Here is a 19125-nt window from a genome sequence, read left to right on the forward strand (position 1 = left end):
AGATGAAGCATGAGTAAATTTTATCCGCTGCGCGTAGCGAACGTGCGCAACGAAACACGCGACACCATCGCCGTCACGTTCGACGTGCCGTCTGAACTGCAGCAGCAGTTCCGCTTCCAGCAGGGCCAGCACCTGACCCTGCGCACCAATATCAATGCGGAAGACGTGCGCCGTTCGTATTCCATCTGTTCGGCGGTGCAGGACGGCACCCTGCGCGTGGCCATCAAGCGCACGCCGGGCGGCGCTTTCTCCACCTGGGCCAACGACACCCTGAAAGCCGGCGCCACCATCGAGGTGATGCCGCCCATGGGACACTTCAACGTGCCGCTCGACTGCGTCAACCGCAAGCACTACCTGGCATTCGCGGCCGGCAGCGGCATCACGCCCATCCTCTCCATCATCAAGACGACCCTGCTGACGGAACCCCTGAGCCGCTTCACCCTGTTTTACGGCAACCGCGCCTCGTCGTCCGTCATCTTCAAGGAAGAATTGACGGACTTGAAGGATGTGTACCTGGAGCGTTTGAACCTCGTCTACGTGATGAGCCGCGAGCAGCAGGACATCGAATTGTTCAACGGCCGCATCACGCAAGAAAAATGCGAACAGTTCCTGCAGCACTGGATCAAAGTCGAAGACTACGACAACGCGTTTATTTGTGGCCCGGAAGATATGATGCTCGGCGTGTCCGCTGCCCTGCAGGCGGCCGGCATGCCCAAGCAGAATATCAAGATCGAACTGTTCGCCGCCAGCATCCCGAAAAACGCCCACAAGCCGCGCGCCCAGCTGGCTGCGGATGCCGTGCAGGAAACGGAAGTGACCGTCATCATGGATGGCAACCACACCACCTTCATGATGGACAAGGACAAGGAGTCCATCCTCGACGCGGGACTGCGCAGTGGGCTGGACATGCGCTACTCGTGCAAGGGCGGCGTATGCTCGACCTGCCGCTGCAAGATACTCGACGGCAAAGTCGAGATGGACGTCAACTACGCGCTGGAAGACTATGAAGTGGCGCGCGGCTTCGTCCTCAGCTGCCAGAGTTTCCCGCTGACCGACAAGGTCGTCGTCGACTTCGATCAGGCAGAATAAAAGCCGGGGTCAGTTCCTGCGGAATCGTAATTCGGCCCATTGGGGCGAATTACCCCGCCGGGTCTGACCCCAGATTTCCGCTGCGGGCCAATAAATAAAAATAGCGAGACGCCATGACCTACCAAAACATCCTCTTTACCATCGAGCAGGGTATCGCGACGCTCACCCTGAACCGTCCCGACAAGCTCAATAGCTTTACGCAAGCCATGCACGAGGAAGTGCGCGACGCGATTGCGCAAGTGAACGCCGACAGCACCGTGCGCGTCTTCGTGCTGACGGGCGCGGGCCGCGGCTTTTGCGCGGGCCAGGATTTGTCCGACCGCGCCGTGGAACCCGGTTCGAAGGGCGTGGACCTGGGCGAATCGGTGGAAAAGAACTATGCGCCGCTGGTGCTGGCCTTGAAAGCCCTGGCTATGCCCGTGATCTGCGCCGTCAACGGCGTGGCCGCCGGCGCGGGCGCCAACCTGGCGCTGGCCTGCGACATCGTCATCGCCGGCAAGTCGGCCAGTTTCGTCGAAGTGTTCTGCAAGCTGGGCCTGATCCCGGACACGGGCGGCACCTTCTTCCTGCCACGGCTGATCGGTTCGGCGCGCGCCATGGGCCTGGCCATGCTCGGCGAAAAACTCACGGCGGAAAAGGCCGAGGACTGGGGCCTGATCTGGAAATGCGTGGACGATGCCGAACTGGCGGAAGAGACGCGCAAGCTGGCCGTGCACTTTTCTACCGCACCGACCAAGGGCCTGGCGTACACCAAGCAGGCGCTGGCTCTCAGTGGCGCCAATACCCTGCCGCAGCAGCTTGCGCTGGAAGCGCGCATGATGAGCGATCTCGGTAACAGCGACGATTACCGCGAAGGCGTGGCCGCCTTCATGGAAAAGCGCACACCGCAATTCAAGGGACATTGATATGGCAGCTTTGGACAACAACAGTATCGTCGCCGTCATCGGCAGCGGCGCCATGGGCGCCGGCATCGCGCAGGTGGCCGCTGCCGCCGGCTACAGAGTCAAACTGTACGACACGCGCGCGGAAGCGGTGAGCAAGGCTTTGCTTGATATCGGCAAGATGTATGCGAAGCTGGCCGAGAAGGGCCGCATGACGTTGGACGAAGCCACGGCCGCCACGGCGCGTCTGCAGGCGGCCGGCAGCCTGGCCGATGTCAGCGATTGCGACCTGGTGGTGGAAGCCATCGTGGAAAACCTCGACGTCAAGCGCGGCCTGTTCGCCGAACTCGAAGCGTTAGTCAGCGACGACTGCATCCTGGCGACGAATACCTCGTCGATTTCCGTCACGGCCATCGCCGCCAAGCTGCGCCGGCCGGAACGCCTGGTCGGCATGCATTTCTTTAATCCCGTGCCCCTGATGGCGCTGGTGGAAGTGATCAGTGGCCTGGCCACCAGCGAGCAGGTCGCTGCCACCGTGTATGACACGTCCATCGCCTGGGGCAAGAAGCCCGTGCATGCGAAATCGACGCCAGGCTTCATCGTCAACCGGGTCGCCCGTCCGTTCTATGCGGAAGGCTGGCGCTTGCTGAATGAACAGGCGGGCGATGCCGCCACCATCGATGCCGTGCTGCGCGAAGCGGGCGGCTTCCGCATGGGGCCATTCGAACTGATGGACTTGATCGGCCACGACGTGAATTTCTCCGTCACGCAATCCGTGTTCGGCGCCTACTTCAACGACCCGCGCTTCACGCCATCCGTGCTGCAGCAGGAAATGGTCAACGCGGGATTCCTTGGCCGCAAATCGGGCCGAGGCTTTTATCTGTACGGCGAAGGCGCGGCTGCCCCCGTGGCGCAGGCGGAAAGCGCGCAAGCGGCCCCGGAATTCGTCGCCCTGTCGGCCGCCATCGGCGGCGATGGCCGTGGCCACAGCGGCATCATCCGCAGCCTGGTGCAGCGGCTGGAGCAGGCGGGCGTCACCGTCAGCCGCCGCGTGACGCAGGAAGGCCAGGCGCATGACGAGGCACCGGCCCTGCATTGCCATGGCGCCGCGATCTATCTGACCGATGGGCGCAGCGCCACCCAGCGCGCGCACGACAACCAGCATCCGGACACGGTGCTGTTCGACCTGGCGCTCGATTACGCCAGTGCAAAGCGCATCGCCGTGGCCCGTGCCGACCAGTGCAGCGACGAGGCCTACGCGGCCGTCGTCGGCCTGTTCCAGGCGGCCGGTTTCACCGTCACGCGCCTGGACGACGTGCCTGGCCTGGCCGTCATGCGCACCGTCGCCATGCTGGCCAACGAGGCGGCCGACGCCGTCAACCAGGGCGTGTGCACGGCGGATGCCGTCGATATCGCCATGCAGAAGGGCGTCAATTATCCGCGCGGACCGCTGGCCTGGGCCGATGCGGTCGGCGTTCAACAGATCGTGACCGTGCTGCACCACCTGGCGCAAGGCTATGGCGAAGACCGCTACCGGGTCTCGCCGCTGCTGCGCCGCAAACTCGCCAATGGAGCACCGTTTCATGCATAAGGAAGACCATATTCACGCTGCCCAGGCTTTGGCCGAAGCGGCTGCCGCCTCCATGCTGTCGCGCGATAACGCCACCGCAGCCATGGGCATCGCCCTGGCCGACGTGGGTCCCGGCCATGCGCGCATGACGATGACGGTGCGCGCCGACATGCTCAACGGCCACCAGACCTGCCACGGCGGTTTTATTTTTGCCCTGGCCGACAGCGCCTTCGCCTTTGCCTGCAACAGCTACAACATGAACACCGTGGGCGCCGGCTGCACCATCGACTACCTGGCGCCAGGCCGCGAAGGCGACGTGCTGACGGCGCACGCCGTCGAACAGGCGCTGGCGGGCAAGAGCGGCGTCTATGACGTCAAGGTCAGCAACCAGGAAGGCCGCGCCGTCGCGCTCTTCCGGGGCAAGTCGATCCGCGTGGCGGGCGAAGTCATACAAGAGCAGGCTTGAACTGCCGGAACCGATTGAATAGTTAAAGAATTAAACAGGAGACAATGATGGTCCAACGTACGCCTTCCCCGAATGACCTCGAGCCGATCGAGTGCGCCAGCAAGGATGAACTGCAGGCGCTGCAGCTCGAACGCATGAAATGGACGCTCAAGCACGCGTATGACAACGTGCCACATTACCGTGCCGCTTTTGACGAAGCGGGCGTGCATCCGGACGATCTCAAATCCTTGTCCGATCTTTCCAAATTTCCGTTCACGGACAAAAAAGTCTTGCGCGACAATTACCCGTTTGGCCTGTTTGCCGTGCCGCGCGAGCAGGTGGTGCGCATCCACGCCTCGAGCGGCACCACGGGCAAGGCCACGGTGGTCGGCTACACGCAGAACGATATCGACACCTGGGCCAACGTGGTGGCGCGCTCGATCCGCGCCGGCGGCGGCCGCGCGGGCGATATGGTGCATATCTCGTATGGCTACGGCCTGTTCACGGGCGGCCTGGGCGCGCACTACGGCGCCGAGCGCCTCGGCTGCACGGTCATCCCGATGTCCGGCGGGCAGACGGAAAAACAGGTGCAGCTGATCCAGGATTTCAAGCCGTCCATCATCATGGTCACGCCTTCCTACATGCTCAACATCATCGAGGAATTCACGCGCCAGGGCCTGGACCCGGCCGAATCGTCGCTGAAAGTGGGCATCTTCGGTGCCGAACCGTGGACGGACGCCATGCGTTCGGAAATCGAAGCGCGCGCCGGCATCGACGCCGTCGACATCTACGGCCTGTCCGAAGTGATGGGACCTGGCGTGGCGTCCGAATGCATCGAGAGCAAGGACGGTCCCGTCATATGGGAAGACCATTTTTACCCCGAGATCATCGATCCGGAAACGGGCGAAGTGCTGCCGGACGGCGAAGAGGGCGAACTGGTGTTTACCTCTTTGTCGAAAGAGGCGCTGCCCATCATCCGCTACCGCACGCGCGACCTGACCCGCTTGCTGCCGCCGACGTCGCGCTCGATGCGCCGCATCGGCAAGATCACGGGCCGCTCCGACGACATGCTGATCATTCGCGGCGTGAACGTCTTCCCCACGCAGATCGAAGAGCTGATCCTCAAAATGCCGAAGCTGGCGCCGCAGTACCAGCTGGTCGTCACGCGCGACGGCCACCTCGACAAGCTCGAAGTGATCGCCGAGCTGCGCATCGACCTGACGGCCACCATCTCGGCCAGCGAAACGGATGCCCTGGCGCGCGAGCTGGAACACCGCATCAAGACGCACGTGGGCGTGAGCACGCGCGTGCGCCTGGTGGCCGCCGCCGGCATCGAACGCACGCTGACGGGCAAGGCCCGCCGCGTGGTCGACCAGCGCCCGAAGATTTTCTCCTGATAGCCCGAACAAGGAAGCAAACATGAACGAAGCCTTTATCTGTGACGCCGTGCGCACACCTTTCGGCCGCTACGGCGGTGCCTTGTCCAGCGTGCGCGCCGACGACCTGGGCGCGCTGCCGATCGCCGCGCTGATCGCCCGCAACCCGTCCGTCGACTGGTCCGCCATCGACGACGTGTTCTACGGCTGCGCCAACCAGGCGGGCGAAGACAACCGCAACGTGGGCCGCATGGCCGCGCTGCTGGCGGGCTTGCCGGCGGCCGTGCCGGCCAATACCATCAACCGCCTGTGCGGCTCCAGCCTGGACGCCGTGGGCATGGCCGCCCGCTCGATCAAGGCGGGCGAGGCGGAGCTGATCATCGCCGGCGGCGTGGAAAGCATGACGCGTGCGCCTTTCGTGATGGGCAAGGCCGACAGCGCGTTCTCGCGCGCGGCGAAAATCGAAGACACGACCCTGGGCTGGCGCTTCGTCAACGGCAAAATGAAGGCGCAGTACGGCATCGACACCATGCCGGAAACGGCGGAAAACGTGGCCGTGGAATTTGGCATCAGCCGCGCCGACCAGGACGCGCTGGCCTTGCGCAGCCAGCAGCGCTGGGCCGCCGCCAACGCGGCCGGCGTGTTCGATCGCGAAATCGTGCCCGTCGCCGTGCCGCAAAAAAAGGGCGAGCCGAAGATGGTGACGATGGATGAACATCCGCGTCCGGACACCTCGCTGGAAATGCTGGCGAAACTGAAAGGCGTGGTGAAGGCGGATGGCACGGTCACGGCCGGCAATGCCTCGGGCTTGAACGACGGCGCCTGCGCGATCTTGCTCGCGTCCGCCGCCGCCGTGGATAAATACAAACTGACGCCGCGCGCAAAGGTGCTTGGCATGGCCACGGCCGGCCTGGCGCCGCGCATCATGGGCTTTGGTCCCTCGCCGGCGTCGCGCAAGGTACTGGCGCAGACCGGCCTCACCATTGAGCAGATGGACGTGATCGAACTCAATGAAGCGTTTGCCGCGCAGGCGCTGGCCGTCACGCGCGACCTGGGCCTGGCCGACGATGCGGCCCACGTGAACCCGAATGGCGGCGCGATTGCCATCGGCCATCCATTGGGCGCATCGGGCGCGCGCCTGGTGATGGCCGCGCTGAACCAGCTGGAACGCACGGGCGGGCGCTATGCGCTGTGCACCATGTGCATCGGCGTGGGGCAGGGTATTGCTGTCGTCATTGAACGCGTATAAAAAAGTAAAACAACAAAAAAGGCGCAGGCTTGCAAAAAAGCGCCAACCATAATTGACCGTAGTGCCAACCTGGTGGAGACCATAATGATTGCCAATATCTTCAAGAAAACCCTGATCGCCGGCGTGCTGACCATGACTGCCGCGGGTGCGTACGCGGCCGACAACATCAAGATCGGTTCCGTGCTGTCCGTCACGGGCCCTGCCGCCTTTTTGGGCGACCCGGAACTGAAAACCCTGCAGCTGTATATCGAGAAAATCAATGCGGCGGGCGGCGTGCTGGGACGCAAGCTGGAACTGGTGCATTACGACGACGGCAGCGATGCGGCCAAGGCCAACGGTTTTACCAAGCGCCTGATCGAGTCGGACAAGGTCGACGTGCTGATCGGCGGCACCACCACCGGCGCGACGATGGCGATGGCGCCGCTGGTGGAGCGCGCCAGCATGCCGTTCATCTCGCTGGCGGGCGCCGTGGTCATCATCGATCCGGTCAAGAAATGGGTCTTCAAGACGCCGCATACGGACCGCATGGCGGCCGAGAAGGTGTTCGAGGACATGAAGAAGCGCGGCATCAGCAAGGTGGGCCTGCTGTCGGAAACGAGCGGCTTCGGCGCCTCGGGCCGCAAGGAGTCGCAGATCGTCGCCTCGAAGTATGGCATCACCCTGGTGGCCGATGAAACCTACGGCCCGAAAGACACGGACATCACGGCGCAGCTCACGCGCATCAAGAATACGGCCGGCGTGCAGGCCGTCTTCGTGTTCGGCCTGGGCCAGGGCCCGGCGGTCGTGACCAAGAACTACGGCCAGCTGGGCATGGCCGCGCTGCCGCTGTACCAGTCGCATGGCGTGGCGTCGGACGAATACCTGAAGCTGTCGGGCAAGGCTGCCGAAGGCGTGCGGCTGCCGACGCCGGCCCTCTTGATCGGCGCCATGCTGCCCGACAGCGACGCGCAAAAGGCCGTCGTCGTCGGCTACGACAAGACGTATAAAGAGCGCTACAAGATCGATCCGTCGACCTTTGGCGGCTATGCGCTCGACGCCCTGAACCTGTCGGTGGACGCCATCAAGCGCGCCGGCGGCACGGACCGCGAAAAAGTGCGCACGGCGCTGGAGCAGACCAAGGGTTTTGTGGGCACCACCGGCGTGTTCAACATGTCGGCCAAAGACCACATGGGCCTGGACCTGTCGGCTTTCCGCATGGTGGAAGTGAAGAACGGCGAATGGCAATTGTCGAAGTGATGTAAGCCAGAGTACCTGCGCGAGGCCGCCCCCGAAGGCGGCCCGCGCATAGCCGAACATAATGGAGACACCATGGAAGTCGCACAATTTCTACAATTTCTGTATTCCGGGATGACGGTCGGTTCCGCCTACGCGCTGGCGGCGCTGGGCTTTACCATCATCTACAACACCAGCGGCGTGATCAATTTCGCGCAAGGCGAATTCATCATGCTGGGCGGGATGCTGGCCGCCGTGATGTCGGCCGCCGGCGTGCCGCTGCCGCTGGCCATCATCCTGGCCGTCATCGCCACCGGCATCGTTGGCCTATTGATGGAAAAAGCCGTGATCGAACCGGCGCAGAACGCGCAGGTCATCACCCTCTTGATCATCACCATCGGCGCCTCGCTGGTGCTGCGCGGCCTCGTGCAAATCTGGCTGGGCAAGGATACGCACTCGCTGCCGGCCTTTTCCGGCGACGCGCCGATCGAATTTTTGGGCGCCAGCCTGCTGCCGCAAAGCCTGTGGGTGCTGGGCGTGACGGTCGTCATCGTGCTGGTGCTGGGCTGGTTCTTCGGCCGCACGCTGATGGGCAAGGCCATGCTGGCCACCTCGCACAACAAGCTGGCCGCGCAACTGGTGGGCATCAACACGCGCAAGATCCTGCTGTTCTCGTTCGGCCTGTCGGCCCTGCTGGGCGCGGCGGGCGGCATCCTCGTCGCACCGATCACGTATACCTCGTATGACGCGGGCATCATGCTGGGCCTGAAAGGTTTTGTCGCCGCCGTATTGGGTGGCCTCGGTGGCGGCGCAGGCGCGATTGCCGGCGGCCTGATCCTCGGGATCGCCGAAGCCATGACGGCCGGCTACATCTCGTCGGCCTACAAGGATGCGGTGCCGTTCGTGCTGATTCTATTGATCCTGTTCTTCCTGCCGCAAGGCTTGTTTGGCGCTAAAAATTCGGAGCGTGTATGAAGAATTTCCTTACCCGCTCGCGCCATGGCGGCCTGCTGGTGCTGGCGCTCGTGCTGGCCATCTTGCCGCTGTTCCTCAGCAATGCGTTCTACTATGACGTGGCGATCCGCATCGCGCTGAACGCCATCGTCGTCATCGGCCTGAACCTCTTGATGGGCTATACGGGCCAGATCAGCCTCGGTCATGCGGGCTTCTATGGCCTGGGCGCGTATGCGTCGGCCGTGCTGACCACGCACTATGGCTGGCCGCCGCTGGCCGCCCTGGCCGCCGGCGCCGTTGCCACGGGCCTGCTGGCGCTGCTGCTGGCGCGTCCCGTCTTGAAACTCAAGGGCCATACCCTGGCCATGGCGACGCTGGGACTGGGCATCATCATTTCCATCGTCATCAACAACGAGACGCAATGGACGGGCGGCCCGGACGGCATCGGCGTCTCCGCCTTCAGTGTCGCCGGCCTGGAAATCGCCGGCGAAAAATCGTGGTACCTGGTGTGCGCCGTGCTGCTGTTGCTGGTCACGTGGCTGGCCCTGAACCTCATCGATTCGCCCGTCGGCCGCGCGCTGCAGGCCATCCACGGTTCGGAAGTGGCGGCCCGCGTCGTCGGCGTCGATACGACGCGCTTCAAGGTGCGCGTGTTCGTGCTGTCGGCGGTGATTGCCAGCATCGCGGGCAGCATCAGCGCCCATTACATCGGTTTCATCACGCCCAACCTGGCCGGCTTCTTCCACTCGATCGAGCTGGTGACGATGGTGGTGGTGGGCGGCATGGCGTCGATCTTCGGTTCCATCATCGGCGCCGCGCTGCTGACGGTCTTGCCGCAACTGCTGTCCAGTTTTGAAGGCTGGGAAACGGTAGTGTTCGGCGTGATCCTGATGGCGACCATGATCTTCATGCCCAAGGGCCTGGTGCCGAGCCTGGCCAGCCGTTCGCGCAAGCGTTCTGCCACGCCGAAAGCACCGCCTCAATCTGCACGGGAGGTGTGAGATGCTGACGATTAACAACCTGAGCAAGAGCTTCGGCGGAGTGCACGCGGTGCAGGACGTGAGCTTTACCGTCAAGGAAGGCAATATCCACTCCGTGATCGGGCCGAACGGCGCCGGCAAGACGACCCTGTTCAACCTGATCACCGGTGTCTATACGCCGACCAAAGGCGAGATCCTGCTCAATGGCGAGAACGTGGCCGCCATGTCGCCCGATGCGCTGGCGCGGCGTGGCATGAGCCGCACTTTCCAGAATCTGCAGGTGTGCATGAACATGACGGCCATCGACAATGTGATGGTGGGCGCGCACCTGCGCCTGAACCAGAACCTGTTCGCCTCCATGCTGCGCCTGCCGTCCGTGCGCCGCGCGGACGCGGCCTGCCGCGACGAGGCGGCGGGCCTGATGGAGTTTGTCGGCGTCGGCCGCCACATCGGCGACGAGGCGGGGCAGATGTCGTATGGCGCATTAAAACGCCTGGAAATCGCCCGCGCGCTGGCGGCCAAGCCGAAAGTGCTGCTGCTCGACGAACCGGCGGCGGGTCTGAACCACACGGAGACGGGCGAGATCGAAGCCCTGATCCGCAAGGTGGCGCAATCGGGTGTGACGGTGGTGCTCGTCGAGCATGACATGAAACTGGTGATGAATCTGTCGGACCATATCCTGGTGCTCGACTATGGCAAGAAGCTGGCCGAAGGGACCGCCGCCGAAGTGCGCGCCAATCCCGACGTGGTGGCGGCATACCTGGGAGTGGCGGCATGATGAAGATGGAAAAACCTCAGACACCGCTGGTGCTCGATATCGCCGGCCTGACCAGCCATTACGGCCGCATCCAGGCCCTGCACGGCATCGACCTGCAGGTGCGCCAGGGCCAGCTGGTGGCGCTGGTGGGTGCGAACGGCGCCGGCAAGACGACCTTGCTGCGGGCGATTTCCGGCGTGCAGCCGATCAGCGCCGGCAGCATCGCCTTCGCCGGCCAGGACGTGAGCCGCATGAGCGCCGACAAGCGCGTGCGCGCCGGCATTTGCCAGGTGCCGGAAGGGCGGCAAGTGTTCGGCCCCATGACGGTGGAAGACAATCTGCGCCTGGGCGCGTTTACACGCCCCGCACAGGACGTGGCGGGCGACATGGAGCGCATGTACGGCCTGTTCCCGATCCTGAAGGAAAAGCGCCTGCTGCTGGCCGGCACGCTCTCCGGAGGACAGCAGCAGATGCTGGCCATGGCGCGCGCGCTGATGGGCCGCCCGCAACTGCTGCTGCTCGATGAACCGAGCATGGGCCTGGCGCCGCTCCTGATCGCGGAAATCTTCCGCATCGTGGCCGAGCTGCGCGACCAGGGCATCACCATCTTCCTCGTCGAGCAGAACGCGCACGCCGCCTTGTCGATCGCCGATGTGGGCTATGTGATCGAGACGGGCGCGATTACCCTGTCCGGTCCCGGCCCCGAATTGCTGCACAACGAGCAGGTACAGAGCGCGTACCTGGGTATGTGAAGACAGCAGCGGAGGGCCGGGGTCAGACCCGCCGGGTCTGACCCCAGTTTTCCGCTGCGTCTAGTAATAGCGTGCATGGCGCGCAGATGAATAGGAGTTTGTATGGTCAAAGTCTACGAAATCAACGGCGTCACCCCCGTCGTCCACCCCAGCGCCTATGTGCACCCATCGGCCGTGCTGATCGGCGACGTGATCGTCGGTCCGCGCTGCTATATCGGTCCGCTCGCTTCGATTCGCGGCGACTTCGGCCGCCTGATCCTGGAAGAGGGGGCGAACCTGCAGGACACGTGCGTCATGCACGGCTTCCCCGGCTGCGACACGGTAGTCGAAGTCGATGGCCATATCGGCCATGGCGCCGTGCTGCACGGCTGCCGCATCGGCCGCAATGCGCTCGTCGGCATGAACGCCGTGGTGATGGACAACGCCGTCATCGGCGAGGAATCCATCGTCGCCGCCATGAGTTTCGTGAAGGCAGGCATGGTCGTCGCACCGCGCAGCATGGTGGTGGGCACGCCCGCCAAGGTGATCCGCGCGCTGACCGACGATGAAATCAAATGGAAAAGCTCGGGCACGGGCCAGTACCACGAACTGGCCGTGCGCTCGATGCAGACGATGCGCGAAGTGGAAGCGCTGACGCAAGTCGAGGCGAACCGCCAGCGCCTCAATTTCGAATCGGCCTTGCCGCTGCATTTGCACAAGAACGCCTCGGCGCAATAAACCATATGAGCGTAGGTCGGATTAGCGGGGCAGCGCCCCGCGTCATCCGACACCACCACCAACGTCACCAACACCCTCGTTTTACGGAGAAACCACATGGCTTACATATCCACCCTGCAAAGCCTGATCGCCGGCCGCTGGCTGGGCGAAAGCGCCGCCGTGCCCCTGCACAGCGCCTTGAACAACCGCGTCATCTATCACACGCATGCTGAAAAGATCGACTTCGACGAAGCCGTCACGTATGCGCGCAAGACGGGCGTGCCGGGCCTGATGGCGCTCGATTTCCAGCAGCGCGCCGCGCGCCTGAAGGCGCTGGCCCTGTACCTGGTCGAGCGCAAGGAGGAGCTGTATGCGATCTCGCATTTGTCGGGCGCCACGCGCGCCGACAGCTGGGTCGACATCGAAGGCGGCACGGGCACGCTGTTCGCCTATGCCAGCATGGGCAGCAACGAGCTGCCGTCGTCGAACGTGCTGCATGAAGGCCCGGCCATCGCGCTGGGCAAGAAGGGCGGTTTCGCCGGCACGCACATCCTGGTGCCGCGCGGCGGCCTGGCCGTGCATATCAATGCCTTCAACTTCCCCATCTGGGGTCTGCTGGAAAAATTCGCGCCCAGCTTCCTGGCGGCCATGCCCTGCATCGCCAAGCCGGCCACGGCGACCAGCTATCTGACGCAGGCCGTCGTGCGCATGATGCATGAATCGGGCTTGCTGCCGGCCGGCAGCTTGCAGCTGGTGATCGGTTCCACGGGCGACTTGCTGGACCGCCTGAATGGCCAGGATTTCGTCACGTTTACAGGGTCGGCCGCCACGGCAGCCAAGCTGCGCACGAATTCCAACCTGATCGCCCAGTCCGTGCCTTTCAACGGCGAAGCCGATTCGCTCAATTGCGCCATCCTGGCACCGGACGTCACGCCAGACGACGTGGAATTCGACCTGTTCGTCAAGGAAGTCGTGCGCGAAATGACGGGCAAGTCGGGCCAGAAGTGCACGGCGATCCGCCGCATCATCGTGCCCGAGCACCTGATGGACGCCGTCGGCACGCGCCTGCGCGAGCGCCTGGCCAAGGTGGTGGTGGGCGACCCGTCCATCGAAGGCGTGCGCATGGGCGCGCTGGCCTCGAAAGAGCAGCAGAACGACGTGGCCGAGCGTGTCGCCACCCTGTCACGGGGTAACGAGGTGGTGTTCGGCGCGGCCGACGGATTCAATCCGCTCGGCGATGGCGCGCAGGACGGCAGCTTCTTCTCGCCGACCCTGCTGATGTGCCGCGACGCGTTCGGCAACGATGCCGTGCATGACGTGGAAGCGTTCGGCCCCGTCAGCACCATGATGGGTTACAACGATATCGACGAAGCGCTGGCCCTGGCCGCGCGCGGCAAGGGCAGCCTGGTGAGCACCCTGGTGACGCGCGATCCGAAGATCGCCGCGCGCGTGGTGCCGCAAGTGGCGGCCACGCATGGCCGCGTGCACGTGCTCGAGCGCGTGGCCTCCGTGGATTCGACGGGCCATGGCTCGCCCCTGCCGCAACTGAAGCACGGCGGTCCTGGCCGCGCGGGCGGCGGCGAGGAACTGGGCGGCGTGCGCGCCGTGCGCCATTACCTGCAACGGGCGGCCGTGCAAGGCTCGCCGACCATGCTGGCGGCCATCACGGGCGAATACGTGCGCGGCGCGGACGTCAACGAAAGCCCGATCCACCCGTTCCGCAAGCACTTCGAGGACTTGAAGACGGGCGACTCGCTGCTCACGCACCGCCGCACGGTCAGCGAAGCGGACATCGTCGCCTTCGGCGGCATCTCGGGCGACTTCTTCTACATGCACTTCGATGAAATCGCCGCGAAGGAATCGCAGTTCGGCAAGCGCATCGCCCACGGCTACTTCGTGCTGTCGGCCGCCGCCGGCCTGTTCGTCTCGCCTGGCGTCGGTCCCGTGCTGGCCAACTACGGCCTGGACAACCTGCGCTTCGTCGCGCCGGTGGCGATTGGCGACACCATCCGCGCGCGCCTCACGTGCAAGCGCAAGGTCGACCGCAACCGCAAGGACGTGTTTGGCGTGGGCCAGGGCGTGGTCGCGTGGGACGTTCAGGTGACCAACCAGAACGAGGAACTGGTGGCCAGCTACGACATCCTGACCCTGGTCTCCAAGCGCGAGTAAGTCCGAGAGTAGGCGTCTCCGGCAGGACTGGTATGAATGGCGCCGCCCGCGATCTTCGCGCGGGTGGCGCTTTTTTTATGGGGGTTCTTTTGCTCTTGAATTATCCATAAGTGTATGAAAAATATAGGCTAAGTGTGGTTTTGCACAGCGTGCTATTTAGATAAACCCCTCTAGAACGCGTGCTTTTTTCATCAAAAGCGGCGAATTCGCTCATTGCCGCAAGAAAACTTTCCAACGTAAAACCTTTTCTATGTAGCATGGTTTTACTCACTGGTCACGCCGCCATGCACGCCAAAGGCGATGACGGCGCGAAAAAAAACGGACCCGGCCCTTTACGGCTGGTGAACCCTCGACCGCGAGTTCCATTCCACGATTAACGTTCACCGCTACGGGTATTTAATTACTATGAATAAACACGTCCTGATTTTCCTGTTGGCCATGCCCCTGGCCATCAGCCATGCCTACGCCGAAGAGGCCGTTGGCCCCGCCGTCAAGATCAGCGGTTACGGCACGGCCGCCCTGACCATGGCCGATACGGACAACGCGCAGTTCGCGCGCCCGAACCAGGCTGCCGGCGCCGGCCGCACCGCCCGCACGGGCGTCGATTCCAACCTGGGCTTGCAAGCCAATGTCACCGTCAACCCGTGGCTGTCGGCCACCGTGCAGGGCCTGGCGCGCAAGGATGGCGAAGATGATGTCGGCGCCGAACTGGCGTGGGCCTTCGCCAAGGCCAAGGTATCGGACAGCTTCAGCGTGCGCGTCGGCCGCATGGGCCTGCCCGTCTTCATGATTTCCGATTATCGCAACGTGGGCTATGCCAACACCATGCTGCGCCCGCCCGGCGAAATGTATTCGCAGGTACCGCTGAACAGCATCGACGGCATCGACGCCACCTACCAGTTCAGCGCGGGCGATACCAGCATCACCACGCAGCTGGCGCTGGGTCGCACCAAGGCCACCCTGGCCACGGGTCCCGCTTCGACCGTGCAGGTGGAGGGCAAGTCCATCGTCGCCCTCAACGTGGTGGCCGAGCATGGCCCCGTCACCGTGCGCTTCGGCCGGGCCGAGACCAGGTTGACGATCAACGATTCGCCGAGCCTGAACACCCTGATGGGCAGCTTGCGCGCGGCCGGCAGCGGCTACCGGATCGCCCAGCTGGGCGCCCTGGCCGATGCGCTGGAAGTCAAGGACAAGAAGGCGTCGTTTACCTCCGTAGGCCTGGGCCTGGACTGGAACAATGTGCTGCTGCAGTCGGAATATGCGAAGCGCAAGACGGACAGCTATGTCAGCGACAGCACCTCGTGGTATGTGATGGGCGGCTACCGCATCGGTGCCTTCCTGCCCTACTACAGCCACGCCAGCCTGAAGGCCGATGGCCGCGTGAACAACACCGTGCCCGCATCCTGCCCTGCCGGCTATCCGGCGGCCTGTACGCCGACCCTGCGCGCCCTGTCGGCCGGCGTCGAGACTCTGGCCACCATGCGCAACCAGCTCGAGCAATCGACGGACAGCATCGGCGTGCGCTGGGACTTCCACCGTTCGGCCGCGCTGAAAGTGCAGATCGACCGCATCAAGCCGAAGAATGGCCCTGGCCTGTTCGTGCAAGCCAAGCCGGGCTTCCATGGTCCCGTCACGGTGGCTGCCGCCGCCATCGATTTCGTTTTCTGAGGAGCGCCGCATGAAACCATTGATCTTGAATGTGGCTGCCTTGCTGGCGCTGTCGACCGCCGTTCCCGCCATGGCCGAAGTGGTCGTGGTGGTCAATCCGAAAAGCGCCGCTGGCGCCATGACGAATGAACAGGTGGCGCAATTCTTCCTCGGTAAATCGACGGCCATGACGCCGATCGACCAGCCGGAAAGCGCCCCCGTGCGCGCCGAGTTCTACAAGAAGGTGACGGACAAGGAACCCTCGCAAGCGAAGGCCCTGTGGTCCAAGCTGGTCTTCACGGGCAAGGCCACCTTGCCGAAGGAAGTGGCCAATAGCGCCGACGTGAAGAAGGTCGTGGCTGCCGATCCGAAAGCCATCGGCTATATCGAAAAGAGTGCCGTCGACGCCAGCGTCAAAGTGGTGCTGACGGCGCCATAAAGCCGGCCCGGGCCGCACGCCATGCGGCGGCCCGATAATTCATCAGAATCAGGAGACAGCAATGAGCATCAAACGCAAGATATGGGCGCTGCCTGTCGTCTCGGCCGTGATTTTCGGGCTGGGACTGGCCGTCAGCGCCTACCTGTCCACGGCCACGCTCAATTCCATCCACGCCACGGAAAGCGCGGACTATCCCGTGCTTGACATGGCCAAGTCGCTGACCCTGGACGTGGCCGCCGTCGGCGACGCCCTGCGCGACGCCGTCAGCGAAGGCGACAAGGAACGTATCGGGCAAGTCGCCGGCCAGGCCGTCAAGCTGCGCGAAAAACTGGCCGCCTTTGCTGCGATCCCCGGCCAGCGCGAGCACGGCGCGCGGCTGGCCAGCGAATTCGATGCCTACTATGCGCCGGCCCTGAGCGCGGCGCGCATCATGCTGGAAATGGAAGAGGGCGACCCGCAAGCGACCGTGGCGCGCATGCAGGGCGCGCTGGCGGTGCTCAATGCCGACCTGGCAAAGACCAACGAACAGGCGCAAGCGCAGTTCAGGCAGGGCATAGAACGCAGCGCGGCCAATGTGCGCAATGCGCTCAATACCAGCATCGCCGTGGCGCTGGCCGTCATCGTTTGCCTGGTGGCCGTGTCGCATTTCGTCGTGCGCGCCATCTGGCAGCAGCTGGGCGGCGAACCCGAATATGCGCGCCAGATCGCGCGCGCCGTGGCCGATGGCGACCTGTCGATGCACATCGTGACCGAGGCGGGCGACCAGGACAGCCTGCTGGCGGCGCTGAAGGACATGCGCGCCAAGCTTGGCGGCATGGTCTCCGATATCAAGGCGTCGGCCGAAACCATCCAGGTGGCCAGCGCGGAAATCGCCCAGGGCAATGCGGACCTGGCCGCGCGCACGGAATCGCAGGCGGGTAGCCTGGACCAGACGGCGCGCAGCATGGACAGCCTGACTTCCACCGTGCGCGACAACGCCGCCAACGCGGGCCAGGCGCATGCGCTGGTGGTGTCGGCATCGTCGGTTGCCGTGAAGGGCGGGCAGGTGGTCAGCCAGGTGGTCACCACCATGGGCGAGATCAACGATGCATCCAAACGCATCGTCGACATCATCGGCGTCATCGACGGCATCGCCTTCCAGACGAACATCCTGGCCTTGAATGCGGCCGTGGAAGCGGCGCGCGCCGGCGAACAGGGGCGGGGCTTTGCCGTAGTGGCGTCCGAAGTGCGCAACCTGGCGCAGCGCAGCGCGGCAGCGGCGCGCGAGATCAAGCAATTGATCGGCGATTCGGTGGCCAGGGTGAATGTCGGCTCGAAGCTGGTCGACGAGGCGGGTCTGACCATGGGCCAGATCGTCGATTCCGTGAAAAAGGTGGCCGACATCATGGCCGAGATCAGTGCCGCCAGCCAGGCGCAGAGTGCCGGCATCGGCGACATCGGCGTGGCCATCGGCAGCATGGATCAGATGACGCAGCAGAATTCCGCGCTGGTGGAAGAAGCGTCGGCGGCGGCTGAATCGCTGCAGGAACAGGCCGTGCAGCTGGGTACGGCGCTGGCCGTGTTCAAGCTGGCGCAGGGTGCTGTGTCGGATTACGCGCTGCGCGCTAATCCGACCTACCGGGCATTGGCGGTATAGGTTGGATTAGCGCAGCGTAATCCAACACAGGAGCGCCGGCTTACGTGCGCAAACCGAACGGATCGTCGATGCTGTGCGCCGGTTGCGTGAACCAGCGCGGTCCGTTTTCCGTCATGTAGAAATGGTCCTCGTGGCGGATGCCGAATTCGCCGGGGATGCAGATCATCGGCTCGTTCGAGAAGCACATGCCCACGTCGAGCGGCGTCGTGTCGTTGCCCACCAGGTAAGGCCACTCGTGGATATCGAGGCCGATGCCGTGGCCCGTGCGGTGCGGCAGGCCGGGCAGCTTGTAGCCGGGGCCGTAGCCGTCCGCTTCCAGCGAGACGCGCGCGGCGCGGTCCACGTCGCCGCACGGTACGCCCAGTTGGGCGGCCGCGAATGCGGCGGCTTGCGCGGCCTTTTCGCTGTTCCATACGCTGCGCTGGCGCTCGCTGATCTGTCCGAAAACATAGGTGCGCGTGATGTCGGAGATGTAGTTCATCACCTGGCAGCCCGTGTCGATCAGCACCGTGTCGCCCGCCTTCAGGGTCTGCTCGTAGTTGACGCCATGCGGGTAGGCGGTCGCCTCGCCGAACAGCACGATGCAGAAGTACGAGCGGGGCGCGCCTACCTTGCGGTGCGCGCGCTGGATGAATTCCTCCACTTCCACCGTCGTGATGCCTTCGTACAGCATGCTGGCCGTGGCCACGTGCACGGCCAGGGTCATGTCCATCACGCGCTGCATCAGGGCGATTTCCGCCTGTGATTTTCTGCTGCGGCAGTACGCGGTGACGGTGCGCGCGTTTTCCAGTGCATAGCCGGGTGCCAGCGGCTTGATGCCGTCGTAGATGAAGAAGGCGGCGCTTTCGCAGATGCCCACGCGTAGCGGTCGATTCGCGTCCTGGACGATTCCCATGCGCGCCAGCACGTCGACGAACAGCTGGTACGGGCTTTCATGCTCTTCCCAGCAATTGACCTTGCCCTCGATGAGCATGAAGCCTTGCAGGGTGCTTTCCTCGAAGGCGGGGGCGATGTATTCGATCTCGCCGCTGGCCGGCAGGATGGCGCCCACCATGCGTTCGCTGGCATACCATTTGGTGCCCGTGAAATAGGTGAGGTTGGCGCCCGCGTTCAGGTAGATGGCGGCGATGCCCTGTGCGCGCATGAACGCTTGCGCCTTGGCGATGCGTTGCGCATGTTCGTCCTTGCCGATGGCGACCATGCCGCCCGTCATGTCCGACAGCGATGCCAATGCCTGTTCGATGGAAGTGCCACCTATGCTCATGCCTGCTCC

17 protein-coding genes are annotated in these 19125 nt (G+C 64.1%); 16 read left to right on the forward strand and 1 reads right to left on the reverse strand.

Annotation, left to right across the window (positions count from 1 at the left end):
- Positions 1 to 9: 9 nt before the first annotated feature.
- The 16 genes from paaE to JAB8_RS19500 all read left to right on the forward strand — a co-directional run bounded on the left by paaE (position 10) and on the right by JAB8_RS19500 (position 17852).
- On the forward strand, positions 10 to 1089 hold the full coding sequence (gene paaE, locus JAB8_RS19425; RefSeq protein WP_070291030.1) for a 1,2-phenylacetyl-CoA epoxidase subunit PaaE: 1080 nt from the start codon (positions 10 to 12) through the stop codon (positions 1087 to 1089).
- A 113-nt stretch (positions 1090 to 1202) separates the two neighbouring features.
- Positions 1203 to 1994, forward strand: coding sequence for a 2-(1,2-epoxy-1,2-dihydrophenyl)acetyl-CoA isomerase PaaG (paaG, locus tag JAB8_RS19430; protein WP_070291031.1), 792 nt, complete (start codon positions 1203 to 1205; stop codon positions 1992 to 1994).
- A gap of 1 nt (position 1995) precedes the next feature.
- Positions 1996 to 3561 carry a 3-hydroxyacyl-CoA dehydrogenase PaaH gene (gene paaH, locus JAB8_RS19435; RefSeq protein WP_070291032.1) on the forward strand — a complete coding sequence of 522 codons (1566 nt, stop codon included), beginning with the start codon at positions 1996 to 1998 and terminating at the stop codon, positions 3559 to 3561.
- Positions 3554 to 4006 carry a hydroxyphenylacetyl-CoA thioesterase PaaI gene (gene paaI, locus JAB8_RS19440; RefSeq protein WP_070224245.1) on the forward strand — a complete coding sequence of 151 codons (453 nt, stop codon included), beginning with the start codon at positions 3554 to 3556 and terminating at the stop codon, positions 4004 to 4006. The genes paaH and paaI overlap by 8 nt, the downstream gene beginning before the upstream one ends.
- A 47-nt stretch (positions 4007 to 4053) precedes the next feature.
- Entirely contained in the window at positions 4054 to 5382 is a 1329-nt protein-coding gene (gene paaK, locus JAB8_RS19445) for a phenylacetate--CoA ligase PaaK (RefSeq protein WP_070291033.1), read from the forward strand.
- Positions 5383 to 5404: 22 nt separating this feature from the next.
- Positions 5405 to 6610 carry a 3-oxoadipyl-CoA thiolase gene (pcaF, locus tag JAB8_RS19450; protein ID WP_070291034.1) on the forward strand — a complete coding sequence of 402 codons (1206 nt, stop codon included), beginning with the start codon at positions 5405 to 5407 and terminating at the stop codon, positions 6608 to 6610.
- 84 nt (positions 6611 to 6694) lie between these two features.
- Positions 6695 to 7846, forward strand: coding sequence for an ABC transporter substrate-binding protein (locus tag JAB8_RS19455; RefSeq protein ID WP_070291035.1), 1152 nt, complete (start codon positions 6695 to 6697; stop codon positions 7844 to 7846).
- Positions 7847 to 7918: 72 nt separating this feature from the next.
- The gene (locus JAB8_RS19460; RefSeq protein WP_070291036.1) at positions 7919 to 8797 is read left to right on the forward strand and encodes a branched-chain amino acid ABC transporter permease; all 879 of its coding nucleotides are present in this window, start codon (positions 7919 to 7921) and stop codon (positions 8795 to 8797) included.
- Positions 8794 to 9777, forward strand: a complete 984-nt coding sequence (locus tag JAB8_RS19465) for a branched-chain amino acid ABC transporter permease (protein WP_070291037.1) — start codon at positions 8794 to 8796, stop codon at positions 9775 to 9777. The genes JAB8_RS19460 and JAB8_RS19465 overlap by 4 nt, the downstream gene beginning before the upstream one ends.
- Before the next feature lies 1 nt (position 9778).
- Entirely contained in the window at positions 9779 to 10534 is a 756-nt protein-coding gene (locus JAB8_RS19470) for an ABC transporter ATP-binding protein (protein ID WP_070224251.1), read from the forward strand.
- The gene (locus tag JAB8_RS19475) at positions 10534 to 11265 is read left to right on the forward strand and encodes an ABC transporter ATP-binding protein (RefSeq protein ID WP_070291038.1); all 732 of its coding nucleotides are present in this window, start codon (positions 10534 to 10536) and stop codon (positions 11263 to 11265) included. Before JAB8_RS19470 ends, JAB8_RS19475 begins: the two co-directional genes overlap by 1 nt.
- A gap of 102 nt (positions 11266 to 11367) precedes the next feature.
- On the forward strand, positions 11368 to 11982 hold the full coding sequence (gene paaY, locus JAB8_RS19480) for a phenylacetic acid degradation protein PaaY (protein ID WP_070291039.1): 615 nt from the start codon (positions 11368 to 11370) through the stop codon (positions 11980 to 11982).
- 96 nt (positions 11983 to 12078) lie between these two features.
- Positions 12079 to 14130 (forward strand): phenylacetic acid degradation bifunctional protein PaaZ, encoded by a 2052-nt coding sequence (gene paaZ, locus JAB8_RS19485; RefSeq protein ID WP_070291040.1) that lies wholly within the window; start codon positions 12079 to 12081, stop codon positions 14128 to 14130.
- 405 nt (positions 14131 to 14535) lie between these two features.
- Positions 14536 to 15798 (forward strand): hypothetical protein, encoded by a 1263-nt coding sequence (locus tag JAB8_RS19490; protein ID WP_070291041.1) that lies wholly within the window; start codon positions 14536 to 14538, stop codon positions 15796 to 15798.
- A gap of 10 nt (positions 15799 to 15808) precedes the next feature.
- Positions 15809 to 16216 carry a hypothetical protein gene (locus JAB8_RS19495; protein ID WP_070291042.1) on the forward strand — a complete coding sequence of 136 codons (408 nt, stop codon included), beginning with the start codon at positions 15809 to 15811 and terminating at the stop codon, positions 16214 to 16216.
- Positions 16217 to 16277: 61 nt separating this feature from the next.
- A complete protein-coding gene (locus JAB8_RS19500) occupies positions 16278 to 17852 on the forward strand; it encodes a methyl-accepting chemotaxis protein (protein ID WP_070291043.1) in 1575 nt (524 codons plus the stop codon).
- A gap of 40 nt (positions 17853 to 17892) precedes the next feature.
- On the opposite strand, the gene JAB8_RS19505 is transcribed toward JAB8_RS19500, so the two are convergent.
- A complete protein-coding gene (locus JAB8_RS19505; protein WP_070291044.1) occupies positions 17893 to 19116 on the reverse strand; it encodes a Xaa-Pro peptidase family protein in 1224 nt (407 codons plus the stop codon).
- Between the last annotated feature and the right edge of the window lie 9 nt (positions 19117 to 19125).

The sequence above is a fragment of the Janthinobacterium sp. HH106 genome (assembly GCF_001758725.1).
GTDB lineage: Bacteria > Pseudomonadota > Gammaproteobacteria > Burkholderiales > Burkholderiaceae_D > Janthinobacterium.